Raw genomic sequence first — 21,191 nt, 5'->3', positions numbered from 1 at the left:
ACTTGTCAAAAATCACTGGACCTATTATCCTATATACAAACATATGTTCGTATTAATACATTTGAAAGGACGCGATTCCAAATGACCCGCATCCCCACCGAAGATCGAAATATAATGGAAAAGGCTATTTATTTGCCGATGGTGCTTACAATTCTCACGAGAGATTTGAAAGCCGTTGAGGCGGCACCATTCAAACTAAAACAGCCTTACGTTCTTTTAATTGAGGAAACAATGAAGCAGGTTCAGCATGAGTTAAAAGCTGTGAGCCGCTATATGAGGACCCATCAGCTAAAGGTCGAAGAATCAAAAAGGGATGAATCCTTCACATTATTTCTCTTTCTATATAAAGGGTATGAGGAATATCATAATTACTTTAACCCGCGTATTCGCAATAAAGTTCAGGAATTATTAGAGTACTATTTCATTAAGCAATGGCAGGGAAAGAAGGATGCTTAATGTTTATCAAAACCATTGCGGGAGGATTCAGATAAGGCTCCCTTCAAATGAAACGCCGAATGTCCATCATTCACCTGCATGTAATTATACAAATAGTTAGTCTGCCTGACGGTCTCCTCCATTTTTTGATGAAGCTTTGACTTCAATAATGCAGTCCGAAGCATCTGATTCTCGATGATACTGTAGGAAACCGGAATCAGAACGGACTGCTTGTTCCGGAAGTTAATCTGCGTTTTGGCAGGTGCGATGCGGATTCTCGAAACGATATGTTCATAGGATAGCCAAACGCACGTATCCCTATGAGGAGAAGTCGTCGGAAAAAAGAACAGGCCATTTGCCGGGTCGAGAGCAATTGGAACCTTATGCGAGATATTCAGGAGCTCCTTCGTCCCTTCACACCTGCCATCGAAACTTGATCCAAAATACTTGCAGCTTGTTTTAACGACATCAAGCGGCTTTTGCGGAACAAGGAATTCTTCATCGAATTCGATGATTTTTGAATACGTTTTATAGCCATATTCCACTGGGATCACAGCAAACGTGTAAGGACTTATTTCATACTCTTCCTTTTGATTTATGAAGCGTTCTTCCATGACTTCCTCCTTATTCAAGACAAATTTACTACCTTAGTAACAATATACCATACCATATAGTAAATAAGTCATATTTTGTCAAAAAAATCCAAATATTAGTTTATGCTAGATTAAAAACAAAATAATTATCAGAATTATTAAAACATTCAGTTGTTTTTTCTCCCCAACTGCTATATAATAAAAAAAAGCAACGGGGGGATTCATATGAATCACGAAAAAGCAAATACAGATATTGTCAACGCTGATGTGACTGCTGCCCAGGGACTAACTGAAGAAGTATTAGTGGATATGATGATTTACGAAGCCCAATTAACCCATGCAAAGCGAAAACTTAAGGACCAGATTGATCTGGCCTTAGACAAAAAGGATAAAGAGTTATTCCTTCAATTATCCTCTGAACTGATTGAATTAGAGAAGAACTTCGGGAATTAATAAATGGACCAATAAAAACGCCTCTTCCACTGCAGGAGGCGTTTTTATTATGACGTATTACAAATAAAGGCCAACATCGAAGGCTGTCTGCATAAATGCAGACAGCCTTCGAATAACTAGTGAATCTTTCTTCGATGCTCTAAATGAATACCAATATGCCAACCCCTAGCATGACCACTGAGATCAAGAGCCATATGCTCCTTCCATAAAAGGCAAGGAGAAGAAAGGAACCCGTTTCCTCTTGAATCGAATATCCTTTATCTTAATGATGATTCTTCTCATATTGTTTGACAAGCTGGATTCTCTCAAGCATCGATGGATGACTGTTGCGGAACAGTTTGACAAGATATGGCGGATTCATTTGACTTAAGCCGCTTTCCGAAAGCTTCTGGAATGAGGTAATAGCTGCTTCCGGATTATCCGTCATCTTAAGAGCATATTCATCTGCCCTCGTTTCCTGTACACGTGATACATAATTGGTGATTGGGTTTGCGGCAAACAAGAGAATTGAGGTAATCAACAGAAAGAGCGGCAAGGAGGCAATCTCCTGCTTCGACTCAAGTTGATAAAGATCTCCCCGCTTTCGAATAGCCCGCTTCATCCACTTATCGGTGAGCCAGAGTCCCACAAGTGTTAAAAGCAAATATCCTGCAATACCAATATATATATGCTTTTCGACGTAATGGGCCATTTCATGAGCCATTATGAAGAGAATTTCATCATCGTCTAGGCTGTTAAGGGTCGTATCCCAAAGCACTATACGTGAATTAGATCCTACACCGGTCACATAAGCATTCAGTGCATTGGTCTTCTCGGACATATTCACCTCGTAGACATGGTCAGCCGGGATATCCGCCTTATCCGCGAGTGCTAGGATCTTTTCCTCAAGCTCCTTGTTTTGCAATGGATAAAAGTCATTGTACAAAGGATCAATCACAACCGGCTGGATGAACATGACAAAAACCGTAAATGGAATCGAAAGCAGCCAGCCAAACAGCCACCATCGTTTGGGGCTTTTGCGGATGAGCCAGTACAAAACCATCACCACAACAGCGGTCATTGCATAATCAACCCAGAATTCAATCAGGTTATCCTTCATCCATGAGGAAAATGCTTGTGTAGATATCCCATAAGACAAGGAAATCTTATAGCGTACATAAGATAGCGGCAAAAAGACAACAAACAGCAATAAGGAAAGCCAAAAAACATAAGCGCCCGTCTGCACAAATTGTCTCTTCCATGACATCCTTCCCCATCTGTCCAGCCTCTTAGAAAGACCCGTTACAAGCACAATTCCATAAAACAGCCATTCCAAAGGCGTACTGATGAAAAAGAAGAAGTTCCTGATTTTCGAATAAGCCTCGCTATCCTCTAGTGTTTCGCCATCCATAAAAGTCTTAGGGTCGACACTTGTACCATTTAAGGCATCAGGTATGCTTGTATCGGCACCATGGAACAGATAGATATAGATGGAGAACACATACAGAAGAAATAAGCCAACTGCGGCCATAAACCACTTTTTCTTCAATCGTTATTCTCCCCCTTCCTGAATTTTCATCTATATATATGTCCATATACAGACAAGTTAGAACCTAGCATAGTTTGACCATGTGAAGCCTTTTATATAGGCAATCGGCGATTTACCTAAACGATCTTTTCCACTCACCTTAAATCCTACTAAAGCCTCTTGTATTTCTCATATTAATCTACTAGACTCTTATCGTGCTAAAGAATTTTATCGTTTTTTGTCATAATACGATAAGTCTAAGAATTAGCAACATGTATTCTAGGGGGAAATCAGCTTAATGAAAAAGATATTGCCAGTCTTGCTATCCATGATTCTATTTCTAGCCGCATTAACCGCTATTCGCATTCCAGACGCAGAAGCAGCAACGGCAAAAACATTCTACGTGAAAGCCAAAACAAGCTTGAAAGCATCCGCGAAGAGCAACTCATCTACTTTACTTACACTATCTACGGGTAAAGCCCTTTCAATTGATACGGGTACACTGAAGAACGGTTACTACAAAACAAAAGCTTCCGGCAAAACCGGATGGGTACTGAAAAGCAAGGTCAGTCAATCTGCTCATTCCTTGAGCAAGCAAAAAATCTACAAAACAACAAGCACCAAGAGTACAGTATTGAAAACCTTAAATGCTAAAACAAACGTCACGATTGTGGGTAAGAGTGGCGAACGTTACAAGGTGAAATCCGGTTCTACTGTCGGATGGGTTGTTTCCTCCAAATTCAAAATTGGATCCTACACACCAACGTTTGAAGAGCAGGTTGTGAAGCTCGTGAACAAAGAACGAGCAGCTGCCGGATTAAAAGCATTGAAGAGCTCCTCGAAACTGAATAATGTTGCAGAAACGAAATCCAAGGATATGCGTGATAAAGGCTACTTCTCTCATACAAGCCCTACCTATGGAACGCCTTTTAATATGCTCAAAAAGTTTGGCGTTTCTTATACAGCAGCCGGTGAGAATATCGCCGCCGGACAGACGACTCCAGCAGCTGTCGTTAAATCATGGATGAACAGCTCTGGCCATAAAGCTAATATCCTTTCAAAGAAATATACACATATCGGTGTAGGTTATGTCTCTGGCGGTGATTACCGCCACTACTGGACACAGCTATTCATCGCTCAATAAATTTTGAAACCTCCAGCCAAGTCTTGGCTGGAGGTTTCTTCTACATATACAAGGAAAGACCCGCTAAGACAGCGATTGAACCAAGCACGACCACGATCACGTTGGCCCCAAGCAAGGCGATGATAACAGCAGATAAACCGCCAACAAGCCCTGCCCAAATATTCTCTTGAATATAGAGGACGCCGGGAAAAATCAAAGCGCCAAGCGTAGCATAAGGAATATTTTCGAGTACACGCATCCAAAACGGTGGTAAAGCTCCCTCCTTCATAAGCCAGAAAGGAAGCATACGCGGAAGATACGTAGCCAGCCCCATCCCAACAATCAATAGAAAAATGGATACACTCATGCTTCCTTACTCCTCCTTCTGTTCCCATAAAGCCATTCGACTCCGACCGATGCCAATAAGGCGGAAGCAATCAAGGACCAGCCTGTTGAAAGAAGATCAAAAGAACTGAGCAGAAAATTCAATCCCGCCCCGCTTAAAGCCAAGGACAAAACCTTGCGGCTCTTCGATAACGGCGGAATAAGCAAGGCAATAAACATAGCATACAAGGCAATTCCCATACTCTCTTTCAATACATCCGGCAGGCTTGCTCCAAACAAGTATCCGAGCAGTGTGCTCAATGCCCAGCTTCCATAGGCGATTCCGCCCAGTCCAAACATAAACCCTGCTGTAATCTTGCCCGACCTTAAAGAGGCAACAGAGAAGGTCTCATCTGTAATACCAAAGGCATAAATGAGTTTCTTCCATGACGGATCCTTTGCAGCTCTTGCCTGAATGGAAGCTGACATAAGAAAATGCCTGCTATTGAGGATGAAGGTCGCCAAAATAATCTCAGCAATTCCGATTCCAAGTGACAATAAATTCAATGCTATGTATTGTGCAGCCCCAGCATATACAATAAGACTCATCGATAAAGTCTCTGCAAGGGTCAGACCGGTTGATTTGGACAGCAGACCGAAAGTGACCGCAACCGGAAAATAACCGATAGCGATACTCATTCCGGCCTTTAGGCCGCTCATAAAGTCAGATGACCTCATATAGCCTGCCTGTACTTCTTCCATTCCCCTATACCCCCTATCCTTCATGTAAGTTGACTATACAGCAAAATGCCTGGCCCGAGGCCAGACATTTATTCGCAAGCTTCTATTATCCCAGCAGGGACCGGTCTGATATATTTGAATCGCGTTTCAATTTCTGGAACTCAGCCAGGAGCTTCTCAACTGTAAGCGTTTCCTTCACAACGCTATCTGCCTCATAAATAATTTCTCCGCCATCCATCATGATCAGCCGGCTTCCAAGGTCAAGAGCCTGCTGCATATTATGCGTGACCATCAAAGTCGTCAGTTTATGCCTTTGAACAAGCTGCTTTGTGAGCTCTGTAATCAAGGCAGCCCTGGATGGATCAAGCGCCGCTGTATGCTCATCAAGAAGGAGAATATCCGGTTCTGTGAAAGTTGCCATCAATAATGACAGCGCCTGTCTCTCTCCACCTGAGAGAAGACCGACTTTAGCAGACAATCGATTTTCCAGCCCGAGATGAAGCTCGGCCAGCTTTTCCTTAAAGAATGCTCTTCTCTTATTGGTTACGCCGAACCCAAAACCGACTCTTTTGGTACGGGCATAAGCAATAGCTAGATTCTCCTCAATCGTCATATGAGGAGCCGTTCCGGCCAGCGGGTCCTGAAAGACTCGGCCGATTTTGCGTGCCCGCTTATGCTCTCCCATGCCGGTCACATCATCCCCATTAATGTAGACCGTACCGAAATCAGGAATTAATTTACCCGATATCAAATTCATTAAGGTCGATTTCCCGGCACCATTACTGCCGATGACCGTCACGAAATCTCCTTCATTTAGGTAGAGATTAGCATTCTTCAAGGCAATCTTCTCATCTGGAGAACCTTCGTTAAATACTTTATTGATCTGGTTTAGTTGCAGCAAGCTGCTCTCCTCCCTTTCCAGCTGTTCCCGTTTGGATGCCCATGGCAGCAGCCTGTTTCAATCGGCTTCGTTTCTGGCGGTATTTCTTATATGAGTCAACCCATTTAGGAATTAGAAGCGCTACAATGACCATAATAGCGGTAATCAGCTTCATATCACCTGCTTCGAGGAATTCAACTTTCAAAGCAAACGCCACCACAAGACGATACACAATTGCCCCGCCGATAACAGCCAACGTAGCTCTCACAACCGATTTAGCGCCGAAGATGGCCTCCCCAATGATAACGGAGGCAAGGCCTATTACAATCATGCCAATCCCCATCCCGACATCAGCAAAACCATTATACTGGGCGATAAATGCGCCTGATAAAGCAACAAGACCATTTGCGAGACCAAGTCCAATCATCTTTGTCCAATCCGTATGAACAGAGAAGCTTCTGACCATTTGTTCATTATCTCCGGTTCCGCGAATGGCAAGGCCTATTTCCGTTCTCAAGAAAGCGTCCAGCAGAATCTTAATTATGAGAACAAAGACGGCCATCGGCAAGAGAATGGACCAAGTGGAGGGAATGAATCCTGATAGACTGATGGCATTAAGGAATGAACTCATCCCTTCATCTATGCCTAGTGACTCAAACCACGAACGAAAGACGGTAAATACCTTTTCTTCTGATGATAAAGGGACATTCGGCTTGCCTAGAATCCGTAAATTAATCGAATACAAGGCAATCATCATCAAAATCCCTGATAATAACGGATTTATTCTTCCTTTTGTATGAAGCAATCCTGTTGTCATTCCAGCCATGAATCCGGCAATCATCGCCATACCGGTTGCCAAAAATGGATTTATCCCATTGCTGATTGCGACGGCAGCGACCGCTGCCCCTGTTACAAAACTTCCATCAACCGTAAGATCAGGAAAATCTAATATCCTGAAAGATAAGTAGACCCCTAGAGCCATTAAACTATAGATAATGCCGGCCTCAACCGACCCAAAAACAGATGCAAACACATTCCTCTTCCTCTCTGCTTGGATTCCAGGCTTCCATTCATTCTATTGGCGGCTATTCAATATATTCCGCTTCTTCCTTAATACTGTCGACATCGACTCCCATTTTTTCAGCTGCCTTCTTATTGATTACCAGCTTAAGATCTCCCGGTACCTCCACAGGGATATCCTTCACTTCTTTATCATCCTTTAGAATTTGCACAGCCTGTTCTCCTGCTTGGTAGCCGATATCATAGTAGCTGAACCCATAGGCTGCAAATCCGCCTCTTTCTACAGAATCAAGCTCACCGACAAAGAGAGGAATTTTTTCCGCTTCTGCAACAGAAATAACTGATTCCAGCGCAGAGACAACCGTATTATCTGTCACAATCATAATGGCATCCACTTTTCCTGCCAACGATTCAGCTGCCTGCTTCACCTCGGCAGATGTAGCAACAGATACTTTCTGCAAGGTCAGACCATTCTTCCCAGCCTCTTCTTCCGCCTGCTTCACCTGTACCTCTGAGTTTTGCTCACCAGAGTTATAGACGGTGCCGACTTTTTTATATCCCATATCCGCCATTAGCTTGACTGTATTCGGAATCGCATCTGGATGAGAATCTGTTGTACCTGTTACATTCTTATCAGGCGCCTCGAAATCTTTCACAAGCTCCGCACCGACAGGGTCTGTCACAGAGGTAAACACGACCGGAATATCCGTTGTGGCATTTGCGGCAGAAAGTGCGCTAGGGGTAGCGTTGGCAAAAATTAAATCCACTCCATCTCCCGCAAAATTAGTCGCAATCGTCTGGTTGTTTGTCGCATCACCTTGAGCATTCTGTTCATCGAACTTCACCTCGACACCAGCATCCTCAATCGCCTTCTTAAATCCTTTAGTCGCCTCATCCAACGATGGATGCTCTACATATTGTGAAATACCTACCTTAAATGTTTTACTATCTCCAGATGATGTGTCATCTGATCCACAAGCTGTCAGGATCATTGAGATTGCCATTGCTGCGGTAAGTCCTAACCATCTTTTCTTCATTCCTGTATCCCCTCTCTTTTTGTCTATTTTTGTCGCTTTTTCGCTTTTGTGCGTTTATGCGTTTGTGATTTTGTTTGCTAAATTATAGCCTGATAGGACCATAATTGCAAATAATATTTAGAATTATCAGCAAATTTAACCAAACAAAAAACCCGCAGTTTTGCGGGTTTGAATTCAGGATTGTTGAAGAACGGCATTTTTTAGTGCCCTTCTCAAAATCTTTCCTGTTGTATTCTTTGGAAGCTCTTCCATGAAATCAATTGATTTTGGCACCTTATATTTCGCCAATCGTTCTTTACAATAATCAATTACCTCTTCTTCGGTCAAAGAGGGCTTTTTCGGAACGACGAAGCAGCGAATGACCTCACCTAAATTGGGGTCTGGTGCACCAATAACCGCAACCTCAGCAATGTCAGGATGGGCAAAAAGCACTTCCTCCACTTCCCTCGGATAAACATTAAATCCGCCGACAATGACCATATCTTTTTTGCGGTCAACAATATAGAAGTACCCCTCATCATCCATACGGGCAAGATCTCCTGTATAAAGCCAGCCATCCTTGATTGCAGCAGCTGTTTCCTCCGGTAGCTTATAGTAGCCCTTCATGACATTCGGCCCCTTAACGATTAACTCTCCTACCTGCCCAGCCGGCACTTCCTCACCAAGCTCATTGACGACTTTATTTTCGACATGAATAATGGACTTTCCAATAGAGCCCGGCTTTCTCGGCCGGTCAATCGGATTAAAGCAAGTAACCGGAGAAGCCTCTGACAAGCCATATCCTTCAGACACGATGACATTGAACTTTTCTTCGAAATTCTTTAACAGGGCAACCGGCATGGCCGAACCGCCGGAAATACAGAAACGCAATGAACGAAAGTCTTCTGTATTGCCTTCAGGGTATTGAAGCAAATAATTGAACATCGTCGGCACACCCGCAAACAGGGTAATTTCATATTTCTTCGCCGCGTGAAAGACATCCTTTGGACTGAATTTAGGAATGATGACAAGCGTCCCCCCATTCAGTAAAGGTGCATTTAAAGAGACAGTCAAACAAAACACATGGAACATGGGCAATACGGTGATCACGCGATCATTCTCATTAATACCTAAATAATCCGCCACATCCCGTGCATTGCTGTATAAGTTTCTATAAGAAAGCATTGCGCCCTTCGGCTTCCCCGTTGTCCCGGAGGTATACAGGATAATGGCCGTATCCTCGTCCTCAGTCTTCGGCTCTATGAATGTACCGCTTCCTAAGGCAAATATCTTTGTAAACGATTTCATTTTTCCGCTGATTAAGAGGTCTTCCGGTATTGGACGTTCTACTGCCTCGGATGGACAAATGATATAGTGTTCGATACTAGGCAGCATCCGGTCCATCTTCTCAAACATTGGAATGAGGAGATCGAGCGTGATAACTGCCTTTACGTCTCCATTCTTCAATATGTAAGAAATCTCATCTGGGGTATACGTTGGATTTACCGGGATGGCGGTCGCCCCTAATCTGAATAAACCATATAATCCAATGATGAAATGAGGTGAGTTTCCTAATAGCAATGCCACATTATCCCCTTGTTTGATGCCAAGGCTTTGCAACCCGTCAGCAAACTGTGTCACTGCATGGTCAAATTCTGCATAGCTTGTTTCATGGTTCATAAAAATAAATGCTGGTTTTGACGTAAACTTGGCTGCCGTTTCATGAAGTTGAGTTGATAAATTCATCGTTCTCCCTCCCTGTTTGCGAGATGTATATTTTACTAAAATATTCAAAATACATCCAATTTTTATTATAGAAAAAGAAATCACCCTATGCAACCATTAAGAATATTTACATGCTAAAACAGGAATTACGAAGCAAAATCCAGCATTTTTCATCCTGTAAATATTCTCAAATTCATAATGTCAAAATAATAGATATAGAATATCGCTAAATTGTTTAATAGGTTTTATCTTAAAAAAAGAAGGGTGTCTATAGACTAGCCCCTTCTTCCTATGACTGATGCCCCCAAGCGTAATGACAAGTGCACTGGCACCTGCAAGCAGCCAACCCTTCTTCTTCAACATCCAATCCCTCCTTATCGAATTCAACTAAAGTATAAATGGACATTGTAAAAGGATGATGACTCACTTGTTAAATAATGTAAAAGACAGGTAAATACCTCATCAATAGATATGAATCATTATCTGGAAATCTTTGTTCGTTGTACGAAATAATTTTTTTCTGTTATAGTTAGAAAACAAATTAAAGAGATTAATACACATCTTGTAAAATATTCAGATAATTCAAACAACTAGAAAGGTGCTCTGACAAATGGATCAAAAACTTCCTATATCAGCTTACCTAATCATCGGGCTGATGCTATTTTCCTTATTTTTCGGCGGAGGAAACCTAATCTTTCCCGCCTATCTCGGACAATTATCCGGCACACATGTATGGATAGCCGTTGCTGGTTTCCTCGTTACAGGAGTGGGTCTTCCATTATTGGCCATCATAGCAATTGGCATCTCTGGCGTCGATAATGTACAGCCCCTTGCGGCAAGGGTTCACCCTATTTACGGCGTTATTTATACAGTATTGCTCTACTTAACAATCGGACCGTTCTTTGCACTACCAAGAACAGGTACTGTATCTTATGAAATTGGAATTGCCCCCTTTATTGGCGGTGACAATCAAACCATTAAACTATTGATTTATACGATTCTCTTTTTCGGTATTTCCTTATGGCTTTCATTGAATCCAACCAAAATCGTCGAACGAATCGGCAAAATCCTATCTCCATTAATGTTGCTTTTCATCGCGTTTATTATCATTATGTCTTTCGTAAACCCGCTCGGCGCACAAACAACGCCGCAAGAAGGCTATGATACGGCAGCCTTTGTAAATGGATTCCTGCAAGGATACAATACACTGGATGCGCTCGGAGCACTAGCATTCGGCATTCTTATTATCAATGCCGTGAAATTATATGGGCAGAAATCAAAGAAAGCAATCTTCACATCTGTTCTTAAATCAGGGATTATCGGCGTTAGTTTATTAGCACTCGTCTATATCTTCGTTGCCTATATTGGTTCCACTTCGGTAACGGCACTTGGACTTGCTGATAACGGAGCTCCTATCCTTTCAGGAGCCTCCAAACACTATATGGGACAGCTTGGTCAAATCATGCTTGCCTTCATCATTATCATTGCTTGTTTGACAACTAGCGTTGGTCTCACATCAGCCTGTGCCGCTTATTTCTATAAACTAGTGCCTAAGTTCAGCTATAAAACATATGCGATTGTCTTTACCATATTCTCGGTATCCGTTGCTAATGTGGGGTTATCGAATTTAATTACCTTCTCCACACCGGTATTATTGTTCTTGTATCCAATCACGATTGTGCTCATCTTGCTCGTGCTCGCTGATTCTATCTTCAAGGGGCGCCGCGTAGTCTATGTATGCACAATGATTTCTACACTCATAATGAGCTTCGTGGAAGGTATTCACGGGTTCGGCATTTCCTTAGGAGGGCTGGACCAAATCCTCTCCAGCTATGTGCCGCTCTATAATGTATCCATGGGCTGGCTCACATTTGCACTAATCGGCTTCATTTCCGGCTGCATCATCGCAAGAATGACAGCTGAAAATCCAGCTGAAGGAACAGAAATCTCCCTTACCGGGGAAACAGAAATGTAAATCAAACACAGGAAAAGCTGATCTAAAAGCGCTGCACAAAGCAGGCTTCGGATCAGCTTTTTTTTTGGCGTTCATTCTTCTGGAAAGAATATGATTAAATGCAACTGGTAAAACCGATTATTATTGTGCTTTGAAGAAGGAAAAGCCATCCTTGTTAGAAAATCACATCCGTTAGCATAACATCCATTCATATATACATTTTTCCTTTTCCCCTCGCTGATACATATCGTTGTGTTCTGGGACATCAATGATTTCTAATAGATTAGCTCCGACATATTCACAGGTTTTTCTTGAGGCGATATTATCTGGATTGCAGGTAATAATCAGTTTCTCCATTTTATGAGCAGTCGCCACTTCCCTTAAAAGCAATGCAGCTTTTGCAGCATAGTGATTACCTCTATATTTCTCATTAACTGCATATCCAATATGACCACCATAATATAAATTTTCATTGTATCCAATTCTAATATCTATTTTTCCAATAGGTTCGGATGAACCACTTAAAGAAATATTGAAATGATACGCTGGAACCCATTTTTTATCCTTGTTTCCTGGTACTGTTTTTATGAGATGCAAATCAATTTCATCCCCTTTGATAATATAAAAGTCCAAAAATTTAAATTCCAATATGCTCCCCCTATACTTCACTATTTTTTTATTAATAGGATAATTCCCTCACCTTCTTACACTAACCTGTCCCTTTTTCACAATAAGGACTTCTACAGAAAAGGACTTTAATCCTTCTTGGCTCAACAGCCCAATTAGTTCATTAAAAAAGTTCCTTTATTGGCGGTTGATGATGCTTCTAATAATTTTTTCCTCTATCGATTTTCCCCTAACCAGAATGCCTTAATCTCCGTTTTCTCCTCTATTAATGTTGTATCTTCAAAAATTAAAAAATAAATGTTGCATACTAGTATACAACTAAGTTAAAATAATTTTGGGTCATTTTCCTGTACCAAAATAGAGCGGCTAGGCTCTACCATTTTCAAGCCACTTTAAGATATTTTTAAAGTGAACGACCTTTAGACAGCTATATAGATAGCTTAGGAAAGAACTCTCCTTATGGGGAGTTTTTTTGTTCGAAAGGACGAATAAGGTTCTTCAATAAGTTCGATAAACTCAACACTACTTCTTGTTTGCCCAATAAAAAAATATGGTATTAATGTTTATCACGGATTTCTTACAAAAATTCTATGGCTATATCATTTTGTTTTTCAATAGATGTTAAATACTTTTCTATTCTGCTTGTAGAGGTAACTATAACAATTAATATTGCTAATCCAACAAAGTACAATCCAATCTCCCCCATATCAATGCCTTTGTATTATACATATCGATCTTCAACTAATCCTTTTTGAGCTAACATTCCCCGTTAGAAGCATAAGAAAAAAGGCTACCATTAAGCAGCCTTGATCTTCAGCTCTAGCACATGTTAGTAGAATAAGATTTTCTATTCCTCGTATTCAGAGATAATAAAATGAGTTTTAGGTGGGAGTTTTTCTGAGATTTTTGTAATTGTTGAAAATTGACTGCCATTAGATATCGCAAAAAGACTAGCAGCATCAAAACTAACCCAAAACACACAGTCATTCTTAAGGAGAGTAACTACTGGAATATGGAGTTTTTTTATGCCCCAAATGGTATTGATATCCCTTTTCTCTAATCTAAAAACATCCCTTTTTAACGACCATAAAGCTACATCATTCATACCTCCACTCGCATATACATATGGGAATATAACACTAAACTGTCTGCAATTTTCGATAATCGCCTTATAGAAGCCAAATTTAGCTCTTACAAACTCGATATTATATGTTTGGCAATCTTGTTCAAATTCCTTTTGATTGTAATCACATACTTCAACAAATATGTATATGGGAAAATGATTAATTTCATTCATCCAGTTTGAAACAAATTCTTCTACATTACAATTTCCACTAAATGTAAAATCGACTATATTCTCTGTTTCCCCCTCTATCGCAAAAGGGAAATAACCACAAGCATCAGGAATGTCAGAAATCCATTTATGAGGAATAAATCCAATTTCTAATCTCAATAAGAAACCCCCTCCACAAAATAAAATACTTCTCATCGTATGATATTCTCTCCGTACTGATTATTCCATTAACCGCCCTCAATATGGAATTCAACAGAAAAGGGCATTAATTCTCAACGATTATTCCACATAAATTTAGTCAGATTCTGGATTAACATATATCATTCTTTTTAAGAAATCAATTTTTCCAATATCTTTATTATTATTGCTATCTGCTCGATAACTATCTCTAGATGAAGATTCGTAAACTCTTAAATATTGCTCTGGATTTAGTAAATAATATGTTACCTCTCCCAGCCAATGCAATTCTAAATCCTCTAATTGTACCCCTGCAAAACTTGGTAAAGTGTCAATAATGCCAAACTCAACTGATAATCCCTCTTTAGAAAACTCGTGTTCGTGCAAATCAATCAAGCTATATCCCAATGAATTCATCACCTTCACTACATCATTCCAGTTATGTATATTTAATTCCGGCTGCACTTCCCATCCTCTTTTATCACCAGGTATATGAATGTCTATATCTTGTGCATCCCAACTCCTTCCTGTGACAACCTCTAAACCAACTGACCCCATTAACAAAGGAATAATGTCAATATCATTTAGTTTCTTTGCGATTATAATAAACTCATTAAACTTGTGATTATCCATATAACCCTCCCGCTTCTTATCAGATACCAAGATCTTTAAAATGTCCCTTTATTACAATAAAACGTTCAACACCAAAAGGCATTAATCCTTCAGGACAAATGCCAGATGTAAGGCTTTTATAGGTTTTTTACTACAGATATTGATAAAGCAAATAACAGAAGAATAACGCTATTAATAACTAGAATGCCTCCTATCATAATCATATATTGATAGGAATCATGTATTCCAATCGTCAATAGATTTCCTGCTACGCCAACTAGTATAGCTGAACAGAACACCGCCAATGCAGCCAGATAGATACTTTCCTTTCTTCGAATGATTAAATAGCCAATCGTATTAGCGATTATGATGAAAAAGAAACATTCCCATATAAAACTGTCCATAGTTCCCTCCCCCATGTCTAATTACGCCCTCTTTACTATTTAATTGTTCATAATAGACGTGCCCGTCTTTAACAGTACCACAAAATAAATCTCCATCCTCTTTTGCTCCTAAACCAAGAAGAAAGAAACCAAACGAAAAGACAGGCGGCAAGCAATCAGCTTCTCTCCACCTGTCCTTATAAAATTTCTCATACACGCCGGTGTTCCAATGCCTTCATGGCCCGTGGAAAATGATCGTCATGCTTTCTTAGCTCCGAACAAGCCTGCTCGTAGGAAAGCTTGTAAAGAATCATCAGGATGGCAGCTCGTGTGTTTCCCTTTGCCTCCTCGTTCATCTTCTTGGCGAGGGCTTCTTCTGCTCCTGTGATATCTTGAATGATAGATACGGATCTCATGCGCAGCTTATCATTCGTCGCTTGCACATTCACCATTAGATTCCCGTATACCTTTCCCAGTTTAATCATCACGGCGGTTGAAATCATATTCAGAACCATCTTCTGGGCGGTCCCGGCCTTCAGCCTTGTTGATCCAGTGATTATTTCCGGACCGACAGGAATCTCAATCATGATGTCAGCTGTCTTGGATAGCTCTGTCTGAAGATTGCAGGCAAGCCCGATTGTCTGGCAGCCAATAGTATTAGCCTGTTCAAGGGCGCCAAGTACATACGGAGTTCTGCCGCTCGAAGCGATACCGACAAGAACATCCTCCTTCACCAGTAATTCTTTGACAATCATTCGTCCTTCCTCACTGTTATCTTCAGCATTCTCAACAGGGATTCGAACGGCCATCTCGCCGCCGGCAATGATTCCATTGACTAATTCAGCGGGAACACCAAAGGTCGGAGGACATTCAGAGGCATCAAGTACACCGAGCCTCCCGCTAGTTCCGGCTCCTATATAATAAAGTCTGCCTCCGTTTTCGAGGCGGGTGACAGCCGCATCGATGGCAGCTTTTATTTGCGGGAGCGCTTTTTCAACCGCATAAGCAACCGTCTTATCCTCCCGATTCATCAATTCGATGATTTCCATCGTCGAGAACAGGTGGAGACCTTCTGAGTTTTCGTTTCTCATCTCCGTGATCATTTGCCGTTTTCCCTCATTCATCAACCAGGCCTCCATCTATTTTTATTGTCTTGGCAGCTTGCCAGGATTTCGCGATATTCTCCTCAATCTCGTCTGAAATATGGTCCATCTTCTCAAGCAGTGCACACATATAAGCTCCAATAACTGGTGGGTAATGTGAGAGAATGACAGCCTGTTGATGCCCGGCCTTTCGGATGGATGATTCAAAAGCCTGCCGGAAGAAGGTTGACTGAAACAGCCCTCCTGAGATGACGAGTGAGCCGTTCCGGCTTTTCGCATCAGCTGCATAAATGGCTGACAGCAGCCTTTCCAGCTCCTGAATCGCTTCAGCCATAATGGCTAAGGCGTCATTATTTCCCGCCTCCGCTAATTCAATGACTTTTCTTCCAAGCCCAGCGATGGCCTCCCTCGGATAATTTGCTTCATATACATACGTGATAAGCTCCATCGGACCTTCCAATCCGAAATGCGTTAATACGGAAGCACATAATGCCCCGCCGCCTTTTCTTCTTCCATCATGAGACTCAAGCACACGACGTAAGGCCCTATTGCCTATATCATAGCCGCTTCCCTCATCCCCTAATAAATATCCCCATCCGCCTGCTCGGATAGCTCTGCCATCTTTTTTGAAATAATAAGCGATGGATCCGGTACCGGCGATTAACACCAATCCTTCCTTCCTCTTCGTAGCTGCCGTGAGAGGAGCGAGGCAATCATTCATGACCGTAATGTCCCTTGGCTTGATTCCATAGTCAAGGAACCACTCCCTCCATCTGACCTTATCCTCCAGTCTGTCTCCGCCGGCGGCCGCTACGCTGATTGCCGTAATCGCTTCCTTTGAATAATCAGATTCCAGAAACAAGGAGTCCAGCATTCGATAGAGATCAGCCTTCACCGTGTTTTCGGGTCGGGATTTCAGATTAGTCGAGGGACCGCTAACAAGAAAGTCGATTCGGCCGTTTCCTTCACCTGCCGCCAAATCCGTTTTCGTCCCTCCGCCATCAATTGCGAGAATGATTTCCTTATTTAACGGCACCAGCAGTCATTCCCTCCATGAATTGTTTTGACGCAATGAAGAAGAGGACAATCATCGGCAGGGAGGAAAGCGTCAGCCCTGCAAATAAGGAGCCCCAATCAGCGGAATACTCGCCGAAGAGCGACAGCATGCCGACCGGGATAGTCTTCTTCATCTCATCTGAAATAAAAATCAGCGGGAAGAAGAAATCATTCCATGCCTGGATGAAATTAATGATAACGACAGTCGCAAGGGCTGGACGCATGATAGGCAATAAAACATTCCAGAGAATTCTCAAATCGCTGGCACCGTCAATCCGCGCCGCTTCCTCGAGCTCTATCGGCATCGTCCGAAAGAAACCGGTCAATATTAGAATGGATAAAGGAATACCCTGTGCTGTGTACATAAAAATCAAGGACCATAGGGAGTTGGTTAAGCCTAAATCCTTCATTAATAGAAATAGCGGCACAATCCCAAGCTTGATGGGAATCATCATCCCCATCAAAAAGAAGAAGAAGAGCAGATTATTCCACCAAAACGTATACCGTGCGATATAAAAGGCGGCTAAAGAGGTTGTGATAACAATGAGAAGAACGGAGACCACACTCGTAAACACACTATTATAGAAATACGTCATGAACGGAATGCGCTCAAGCAAGGTTCGGTATGTATCAAGGCTGAATTGCTCCGGCCAGGAGAGCGGGTTCATGAATATTTCCGCACTCGGCTTAAAGGACGATAGAACCATCAGGATAATGGGATACAAGCTGATGGAGGCAAACAAGAATGCGACAATATAATAAAACGGGCGAGTCCAAATCGTTGCTTTCATTCTGTTTCCCTCCTACATATCAATTTGCTTTCGATTAATGACCTTCAATAACACCGCTGTGATGGACGCAATAAAGATAAAAAGCACAACAGCAAGTGCTGATCCAAGACCTACAGCTGTTGAATCTCCGCTTCCGCCTCCAAAGGCCAGCCGGTAGAAATAAACTGCCAGCGTATCTGTTGAACGATATGGTTCTCCTTGAGAGCCTTGCATCGCATAGACAAGCTCAAAGGCCTCAAAGGATTGAATAAAGGTCAGAACGGTCATGATCATCAAGGAAGGGACCATTAATGGAAGCATAATCTTCCGTATAAGAGTCAACCCCCTTGCCCCGTCAAGCCTAGCCGCCTCAATCAGTTCATGCGGAATGGCTTGCAGACCTGCAAGGAAAATAAGGACGGCAAATCCGACACCAAACCAGCAATTCACTAAGATAATCGCAATCAAGGCTGTATCCGGATCGCCAAGCCATGCCTTCTGCAGGGATTCTAGGCCGAATTTACCTAATAAAATGTTCAGGGCACCGAAATTGGGATTCAAAATCAGCTTCCAAAGAAAGCCGACCACGATAACTGATAATAATCTTGGCAGGAAATAGGCAATCTTAAAGAATTCCATTCCCCGTATCTTTTGATAAAGAATGAGCGCCAGTACAAAGGCAATGCCATTTTGAATAATCATTTGAATCACGAAATAAAGAACGTTATGGCCAAAGGCATTCCAGAACATGCCTCGAAATGGCTCAAGTGTAAATAAATCCTTGTAATTCCCCAGTCCAATAAATGCCCCTTGCTTAATTCCCTCCCAGTCAAAAAAACTGTAAGTCAGCGCGGCTAAAAGGGGATAAACGATGAATAATCCATAGATGACAAGGGCGGGAATAGGCAGGAGATGAATCTTCCATCCCCTGCGCTTCTTCACGTTTGGTTTCTTCACTTCAGCTGTAATCGTTTCCGGCTGCATAGCTTACCCGCCTCCTGCTCCTTTATTGAAACGGTTTATACCAACTCTTCGCACTTTCCTGCACTTTCTTCGCTACTTCCTCAGGTGTTTGATCGCCAAGATACATTCCCTGCAGCTCAGTTTCAAAAGTGGCCTTTGTGGTTGGATTCCCTTCCGCGAAGTGAATGACCATCATATAAGGAGTAGAGCTTTCTGTAATCGCCTTCCCAAGACTGTTCACGAGCTCATCCTCTGAGGTGATGCCCGGGATGGCACTAATCATTTTAAATTCATTCGTAAACAATTCCCCAAATTCCTTCGTCGTCATAAACTCCACGAATTTCTTTGCTGCCTCTTTGTGCTTGGAATTGGCATTCACCGCATACGAGCCATCAACCCATGCTGTTACAGCCGGTTCTCCTCCGTTTTGCTGAGGCATCGGGAAGTAGCCAAAATCAAGATCCGGGTTCATTCCGCGTACAACTTCAATCTCCCAGCTTCCGAGCGGGAACATCGCTGCTTGTTCCGTGAAGAACATCGTTCTCATATCCTCCATGCCAACCCCTTCATAGTTATCAGGGAAATATTTCTTCAATTCATCCATAGCTTTGACGGATTGAACAAACTCCTTGCTCGTAAAGTTGGTCTCTCCCTTTTGAATCTTATCAACAAATTCTGTCCCGCCATATACTGCTGGACCGAAGATGCCATGAGTGAGTGATAACAGCCAACCTTCCTTAGTTCCCAGGGCTAAAGGAACATAACCTCCATCTTTTATCTTTTCATTCAACTCAATGAACTCATCCCATGTCTTAGGTTCCTCAAGCTTTAATTCTTTGAAAATCTTCTTGTTATAGAAGACCTGTGTGGTACTCATATTGATTGGTACACCATATTGCTTCCCATCCGACCCCTTTGAGGCAGTAAGTGCTTCATCTGTAAATGTATCGAGTCCGCTTATATCATCAAGCGGCTCTAAATAGCCGGCATCTGCAAGCGCAATTCCTGGAGCATATGGACGTAAATGAATGATATCTGGACCTTCCCCGCTTTTGAGTGCCGTATTCAAGATTGTGTTGTACTCCGTATTCTTCGATGGCTTAAACTCTACTTGAATGTCTGGATTTTTCTTTTCAAATGCTTCAATGACTTTTTTGTAGCCTTCTGTGTCCTCTGTTCTCCAGCTTCCAATCGTCAAGGTAACCGCATCTTCCTTCTTCCCATTGGCCGTTTCCTTATCCTGTGAACAAGCTGTCGCGACCATGGCTGAACACAACATAATACCTGCCAGCCACGCCTTCCCCATCCTCTTCATTCATTTGACCTCCCATAGTTTATAATTAGCTTCATGTATCAAGGAAGATACACAAAGTAAAGCAACAGTACTAAAGGTAAGGAGCCGGATAAAAGCCTCATCAAAACGGCTATTTCCCGCTTTTTGAACGGCGGACCGCTTTACGTGTCCGCTCCAATGCCTCAATATTCTTCTCTTTGTTTGCCCTAGTGATGCCGGCAAACAATATATCAATGACATTTAACTGAGCGATACGTGAGCTTGTCGCGCCGCTTCGGATATTCCGCTCCAATGAAGTGGTATATAGACAGGCATCTCCCATCAGGGAAAGCACATTATCTCCAGACTTGGTCAAGGTGATGACCTTTGCCCCATTCTTCTTGGCCAAGGAGACAGAATCACAAATATCCTTCGTCAAGCCGCTGTAAGAAATGCCGAAGACGACATCCTGCGGACCAAGATTCGCTGAAACCGTCAATTGCGTATCACCGTCAATCGCCGCTTCACACCAATAATTGATGCGGGTAAGCTTTTGTTTGAAGTCCTGAGCAATGATGGCAGAAGCACCGATGCCATAGACAGCCACCATGCGGGCGCCGGCAATAAGGGATATGGCTTTTTCAACACTCTCTTCTGTCAGCAGCACCATTGTGTTCTCTATCGCTTGAATATTATTTTGCGAGATTGATTGTATGTAGGATTTAATAGAGCCGTCATCCGGAATATCCTCATATTGCTCCGTCCTGTGCTCATTCTTGGCGAGCTCATAAGCCAGTTTCAGCTTAAGATCCTTAAAGCCTGTGCAATTCATTTTCTTTGCGAGCCGGATAATGGATGCCTCACTGACCTCAGCTCGTGCGGCCAGCTTTTGGATAGAAAGATTAACCGCTTCATTCGGGTTTTGCAGGATGAATTCAGCTGCCTTCTTCTCCGTCGGCTTAAAGGTATGAAAACTCTCTTCTATAAAAATCAAATGAATGCCATCCCTTACTTGTAAATTTCTTACTATTCAGTATATAAAATAAAGTTTCGTTCTACAACCAATTTTTTGAAATTTTGTTACAATAATGGGATATAGACCTATAAAAAAAGCAAATCTGTCTGCTCATATACATGAGCAGCAGATTTGCCTAAACTCTAT

General features: G+C 42.2%; 23 protein-coding genes. 4 read left to right on the top strand and 19 right to left on the bottom strand.

Translation table 11 applies throughout. The features are described from left to right. Positions 1–81 precede the first annotated feature (81 nt). Positions 82–456 (top strand): hypothetical protein, encoded by a 375-nt coding sequence (locus tag ACI35L_RS12270; protein ID WP_049671859.1) that lies wholly within the window; start codon positions 82–84, stop codon positions 454–456. Here ACI35L_RS12270 and ACI35L_RS12265 read toward each other — a convergent pair. Further along, positions 453–1,049, bottom strand: coding sequence for a competence protein ComK (locus tag ACI35L_RS12265; protein ID WP_439802997.1), 597 nt, complete (start codon positions 1,047–1,049; stop codon positions 453–455). The two genes, ACI35L_RS12270 and ACI35L_RS12265, sit on opposite strands and share 4 nt — an antisense overlap. Positions 1,050–1,253: 204 nt before the next feature. Between ACI35L_RS12265 and ACI35L_RS12260 the strand changes: the two genes are divergently transcribed. After that, entirely contained in the window at positions 1,254–1,481 is a 228-nt protein-coding gene (locus tag ACI35L_RS12260; RefSeq protein WP_049671860.1) for an IDEAL domain-containing protein, read from the top strand. Between the two features lie 262 nt (positions 1,482–1,743). Here the strand turns inward: ACI35L_RS12260 and ACI35L_RS12255 are convergent, their stop codons facing one another. Further along, positions 1,744–3,009, bottom strand: coding sequence for a M48 family metallopeptidase (locus ACI35L_RS12255; protein WP_439802996.1), 1,266 nt, complete (start codon positions 3,007–3,009; stop codon positions 1,744–1,746). Positions 3,010–3,622: 613 nt separating this feature from the next. On the opposite strand from ACI35L_RS12255, the gene ACI35L_RS12250 reads away from it, so the two are divergent. Further along, the gene (locus ACI35L_RS12250; protein WP_439803015.1) at positions 3,623–4,132 is read left to right on the top strand and encodes a CAP domain-containing protein; all 510 of its coding nucleotides are present in this window, start codon (positions 3,623–3,625) and stop codon (positions 4,130–4,132) included. A 40-nt stretch (positions 4,133–4,172) separates the two neighbouring features. Here ACI35L_RS12250 and ACI35L_RS12245 read toward each other — a convergent pair whose 3' ends face one another. The 7 genes from ACI35L_RS12245 to ACI35L_RS12215 all read right to left on the bottom strand — a co-directional run bounded on the left by ACI35L_RS12245 (position 4,173) and on the right by ACI35L_RS12215 (position 10,180). After that, positions 4,173–4,478 carry an AzlD domain-containing protein gene (locus ACI35L_RS12245; RefSeq protein WP_049671861.1) on the bottom strand — a complete coding sequence of 102 codons (306 nt, stop codon included), beginning with the start codon at positions 4,476–4,478 and terminating at the stop codon, positions 4,173–4,175. Continuing rightward, positions 4,475–5,197: an AzlC family ABC transporter permease gene (locus ACI35L_RS12240; RefSeq protein WP_439802995.1), complete on the bottom strand. Its 723-nt coding sequence runs from the start codon at positions 5,195–5,197 to the stop codon at positions 4,475–4,477. Before ACI35L_RS12240 ends, ACI35L_RS12245 begins: the two co-directional genes overlap by 4 nt. Positions 5,198–5,282: 85 nt before the next feature. Beyond that, positions 5,283–6,077, bottom strand: coding sequence for an ABC transporter ATP-binding protein (locus tag ACI35L_RS12235; protein WP_049671863.1), 795 nt, complete (start codon positions 6,075–6,077; stop codon positions 5,283–5,285). Further along, positions 6,052–7,089, bottom strand: coding sequence for an ABC transporter permease (locus tag ACI35L_RS12230; RefSeq protein WP_439802994.1), 1,038 nt, complete (start codon positions 7,087–7,089; stop codon positions 6,052–6,054). Before ACI35L_RS12230 ends, ACI35L_RS12235 begins: the two co-directional genes overlap by 26 nt. A gap of 52 nt (positions 7,090–7,141) precedes the next feature. Continuing rightward, entirely contained in the window at positions 7,142–8,113 is a 972-nt protein-coding gene (locus ACI35L_RS12225) for an ABC transporter substrate-binding protein (RefSeq protein WP_049671865.1), read from the bottom strand. Between the two features lie 174 nt (positions 8,114–8,287). Beyond that, positions 8,288–9,838: a fatty acid--CoA ligase family protein gene (locus tag ACI35L_RS12220; protein WP_439802993.1), complete on the bottom strand. Its 1,551-nt coding sequence runs from the start codon at positions 9,836–9,838 to the stop codon at positions 8,288–8,290. Positions 9,839–10,018: 180 nt separating this feature from the next. Further along, entirely contained in the window at positions 10,019–10,180 is a 162-nt protein-coding gene (locus ACI35L_RS12215; protein ID WP_439802992.1) for a hypothetical protein, read from the bottom strand. 247 nt (positions 10,181–10,427) lie between these two features. On the opposite strand from ACI35L_RS12215, the gene brnQ reads away from it, so the two are divergent. Continuing rightward, complete coding sequence (brnQ, locus tag ACI35L_RS12210; RefSeq protein WP_439802991.1) at positions 10,428–11,792, top strand: branched-chain amino acid transport system II carrier protein; 1,365 nt, start codon at positions 10,428–10,430, stop codon at positions 11,790–11,792. A gap of 171 nt (positions 11,793–11,963) precedes the next feature. Here brnQ and ACI35L_RS12205 read toward each other — a convergent pair whose 3' ends face one another. The 10 genes from ACI35L_RS12205 to ACI35L_RS12160 form a co-directional block, all read right to left on the bottom strand. Next, positions 11,964–12,419, bottom strand: coding sequence for a GNAT family N-acetyltransferase (locus ACI35L_RS12205; protein ID WP_049671868.1), 456 nt, complete (start codon positions 12,417–12,419; stop codon positions 11,964–11,966). 826 nt (positions 12,420–13,245) lie between these two features. Further along, the gene (locus ACI35L_RS12200) at positions 13,246–13,851 is read right to left on the bottom strand and encodes a hypothetical protein (RefSeq protein WP_439802990.1); all 606 of its coding nucleotides are present in this window, start codon (positions 13,849–13,851) and stop codon (positions 13,246–13,248) included. A gap of 135 nt (positions 13,852–13,986) precedes the next feature. Continuing rightward, positions 13,987–14,502 carry a phosphoribosylanthranilate isomerase gene (locus ACI35L_RS12195; protein ID WP_439802989.1) on the bottom strand — a complete coding sequence of 172 codons (516 nt, stop codon included), beginning with the start codon at positions 14,500–14,502 and terminating at the stop codon, positions 13,987–13,989. 116 nt (positions 14,503–14,618) lie between these two features. After that, positions 14,619–14,885, bottom strand: coding sequence for a hypothetical protein (locus ACI35L_RS12190; RefSeq protein ID WP_439802988.1), 267 nt, complete (start codon positions 14,883–14,885; stop codon positions 14,619–14,621). Between the two features lie 188 nt (positions 14,886–15,073). Then, positions 15,074–15,988, bottom strand: a complete 915-nt coding sequence (gene murQ, locus ACI35L_RS12185; protein ID WP_439802987.1) for an N-acetylmuramic acid 6-phosphate etherase — start codon at positions 15,986–15,988, stop codon at positions 15,074–15,076. After that, the gene (locus ACI35L_RS12180) at positions 15,981–17,003 is read right to left on the bottom strand and encodes an N-acetylglucosamine kinase (protein ID WP_439802986.1); all 1,023 of its coding nucleotides are present in this window, start codon (positions 17,001–17,003) and stop codon (positions 15,981–15,983) included. The genes murQ and ACI35L_RS12180 overlap by 8 nt, the downstream gene beginning before the upstream one ends. Further along, positions 16,990–17,814: a carbohydrate ABC transporter permease gene (locus ACI35L_RS12175; protein WP_439802985.1), complete on the bottom strand. Its 825-nt coding sequence runs from the start codon at positions 17,812–17,814 to the stop codon at positions 16,990–16,992. The genes ACI35L_RS12180 and ACI35L_RS12175 overlap by 14 nt, the downstream gene beginning before the upstream one ends. Positions 17,815–17,826: 12 nt before the next feature. Further along, a complete protein-coding gene (locus ACI35L_RS12170) occupies positions 17,827–18,777 on the bottom strand; it encodes a carbohydrate ABC transporter permease (RefSeq protein ID WP_439802984.1) in 951 nt (316 codons plus the stop codon). 22 nt (positions 18,778–18,799) lie between these two features. Then, positions 18,800–20,071 carry an ABC transporter substrate-binding protein gene (locus tag ACI35L_RS12165; RefSeq protein WP_049671874.1) on the bottom strand — a complete coding sequence of 424 codons (1,272 nt, stop codon included), beginning with the start codon at positions 20,069–20,071 and terminating at the stop codon, positions 18,800–18,802. A 109-nt stretch (positions 20,072–20,180) separates the two neighbouring features. Next, a complete protein-coding gene (locus ACI35L_RS12160; RefSeq protein ID WP_439802983.1) occupies positions 20,181–21,023 on the bottom strand; it encodes a MurR/RpiR family transcriptional regulator in 843 nt (280 codons plus the stop codon). Positions 21,024–21,191 lie beyond the last annotated feature (168 nt).

The organism is Pradoshia sp. (assembly GCF_051873915.1).
Lineage (GTDB): Bacteria > Bacillota > Bacilli > Bacillales > Pradoshiaceae > Pradoshia.
Note: the sequence above shows the minus strand (reverse complement) of the source record. Positions and strands in the feature narration are given on the sequence as shown.

What these genes read in the sequence shown, in the direction of transcription:
- ACI35L_RS12270 (WP_049671859.1), top strand. Translation starts at nt 82, where the DNA reads ATGACCCGCATCCCCACCGAAGATCGAAATATAATGGAAAAGGCTATT.
- ACI35L_RS12265 (WP_439802997.1), bottom strand. Translation starts at nt 1,049, where the DNA reads ATGGAAGAACGCTTCATAAATCAAAAGGAAGAGTATGAAATAAGTCCT.
- ACI35L_RS12260 (WP_049671860.1), top strand. Translation starts at nt 1,254, where the DNA reads ATGAATCACGAAAAAGCAAATACAGATATTGTCAACGCTGATGTGACT.
- ACI35L_RS12245 (WP_049671861.1), bottom strand. Translation starts at nt 4,478, where the DNA reads ATGAGTGTATCCATTTTTCTATTGATTGTTGGGATGGGGCTGGCTACG.
- ACI35L_RS12240 (WP_439802995.1), bottom strand. Translation starts at nt 5,197, where the DNA reads ATGGAAGAAGTACAGGCAGGCTATATGAGGTCATCTGACTTTATGAGC.
- ACI35L_RS12225 (WP_049671865.1), bottom strand. Translation starts at nt 8,113, where the DNA reads ATGAAGAAAAGATGGTTAGGACTTACCGCAGCAATGGCAATCTCAATG.
- ACI35L_RS12220 (WP_439802993.1), bottom strand. Translation starts at nt 9,838, where the DNA reads ATGAATTTATCAACTCAACTTCATGAAACGGCAGCCAAGTTTACGTCA.
- ACI35L_RS12215 (WP_439802992.1), bottom strand. Translation starts at nt 10,180, where the DNA reads ATGTTGAAGAAGAAGGGTTGGCTGCTTGCAGGTGCCAGTGCACTTGTC.
- brnQ (WP_439802991.1), top strand. Translation starts at nt 10,428, where the DNA reads ATGGATCAAAAACTTCCTATATCAGCTTACCTAATCATCGGGCTGATG.
- ACI35L_RS12195 (WP_439802989.1), bottom strand. Translation starts at nt 14,502, where the DNA reads ATGGATAATCACAAGTTTAATGAGTTTATTATAATCGCAAAGAAACTA.
- ACI35L_RS12190 (WP_439802988.1), bottom strand. Translation starts at nt 14,885, where the DNA reads ATGGACAGTTTTATATGGGAATGTTTCTTTTTCATCATAATCGCTAAT.
- murQ (WP_439802987.1), bottom strand. Translation starts at nt 15,988, where the DNA reads ATGAATGAGGGAAAACGGCAAATGATCACGGAGATGAGAAACGAAAAC.
- ACI35L_RS12175 (WP_439802985.1), bottom strand. Translation starts at nt 17,814, where the DNA reads ATGAAAGCAACGATTTGGACTCGCCCGTTTTATTATATTGTCGCATTC.
- ACI35L_RS12170 (WP_439802984.1), bottom strand. Translation starts at nt 18,777, where the DNA reads ATGCAGCCGGAAACGATTACAGCTGAAGTGAAGAAACCAAACGTGAAG.
- ACI35L_RS12165 (WP_049671874.1), bottom strand. Translation starts at nt 20,071, where the DNA reads ATGAAGAGGATGGGGAAGGCGTGGCTGGCAGGTATTATGTTGTGTTCA.